We start from the raw sequence: 1,612 nt of genomic DNA on the forward strand, positions 1-1,612 counted from the left end.
GTGCAGCCCGCACCGAGCGACCACGATCGTGCAGGCCATCCTCGTTCTACACCACGCCGAGCACCCGACCTACGCAGGATGAAAAAGGCTCAATGCCCCGCCTCGACAGAGGAGGCCTCCGCTCAATGCCACCTCCTGCGATGGACGTGAAAACCTCCAATCTCACACGTTGCGACGCCTTTGCCGTCAGAATGACCTTGCCGGACCACATGGCACCGGAGTAATCGAAAGGGATACTTAAAGTGAATAAAAATAAGTTTTCAATTCTCCTGGGCCTCTTAGTGACCGCTTTAACCGTCCCACCTATCGGAGTATCGCCAGCCTCGGCAGCTACTTCCGACAAAACCATCAAGCCAACCGCTCGAACCGTAGATTGCCCGCACCCCCTTACTAAGCCATTTCTCAACTTCCCCGCTTTGGTCCCAAATGAAGACGTCACAATCGTCATTGACCTTGTACGGACCACAGCAGACTTTCATGGGATCCGCTTCGTTGGCTGGGCCTCGTCCAACTGCTTCCGCGAATCATTGATCGTTACTGCCAGCGTAGACGGAAAACAGGTCTATATTACCGATGCCAATCTCCATCGCAATGATGTACCCAAAAGATGGCCTGGCTTGCCACCAAACAGAGGGTTCGATTTCGTGGCCCCCTTCGAAGGTGAAGCAAAATCGGCATGCATTGGATTCGTAAGAAATATTCCGGACGGAAAAACCTTTTATAATCACTGCGTCACACCTGATCGCATCGATGGGATTGACCTAGACCAACTTACTTACGACTTAAGCCGCGCATCTGCAGAAGAGTCAAAACTAGAAGAATTAAACGCTCAGCGGGCTTGCAATACCAGCAGCGTGACGCAGACTTCTAAAATCTCCGGACTCCTTTCGGAAGTGAATACGAAAGGCTGGTCCACCACCGCTGGTGTCAAAATCACAGTCGGAGCCAAAGGTCAGGCTGGCGTGCCACTTCTGGCTAAAGGTGAGTGGTCGGTTGCGGTGGAAGCGTCCTCGACATTCACCTTGAATGAGTCCACGCAGACCACCAAAACCTTCAACTGGGAGGTGCCGGTCACGGTCCCCCCAAATTCTTGCATCATCGGAAAGGCCGTAGTAATTCAAACAAAAGTTAAGGTCCCTTACGCGCTTAATGGAGTTGCCTCCTATAGCAGCGGATACCGGACCCCAGTCAATACTTCGGGCCTCTTTGAAAGAGCCGACGGGCACAAGGTCGAGGTTGAATTCACTCAATTAAGCGGGACATCGTTAGCGGAGACAAATTGGACCACGTCCGCGATTGTGAAACCAGTCACTAACGCATAGAATCCATGTAGCAATTCTAGTAACGCTTTGCGATGATCTGCCCTCCCGTTTCGTGGTTGCGTTGCGGGATGCGGACTGACAGGCGAGGCAGGTGTCAATGAACTGATCACGGAGGAGCTGGATTGCGACGAAGAGGGCCTCCCCCCGTGGGGTTTGGGTCGAGGCGAGCCGGTGCGAGAAAGGCGCGATCGGGGGCATTGAGCCTTTTTCATCCTGCGTAGGTCGGGTGCTCGGCGTGGTGTAGAACGAGGATGGCCTGCACGATCGTGGTCGCTCGGTGCGGGCTGCAC

Annotated in this window: 1 protein-coding gene; it reads left to right on the forward strand. The window is 53.9% G+C overall.

Annotated elements, in window-relative coordinates:
• Positions 1–242: 242 nt before the first annotated feature.
• Positions 243–1,322, forward strand: coding sequence for an ETX/MTX2 family pore-forming toxin (locus tag OP04_RS52825; protein WP_198154331.1), 1,080 nt, complete (start codon positions 243–245; stop codon positions 1,320–1,322).
• The last annotated feature ends 290 nt before the right edge of the window (positions 1,323–1,612 follow it).

Source organism: Catenuloplanes japonicus (assembly GCF_000717135.1).
GTDB lineage: Bacteria > Actinomycetota > Actinomycetes > Mycobacteriales > Micromonosporaceae > Catenuloplanes > Catenuloplanes japonicus.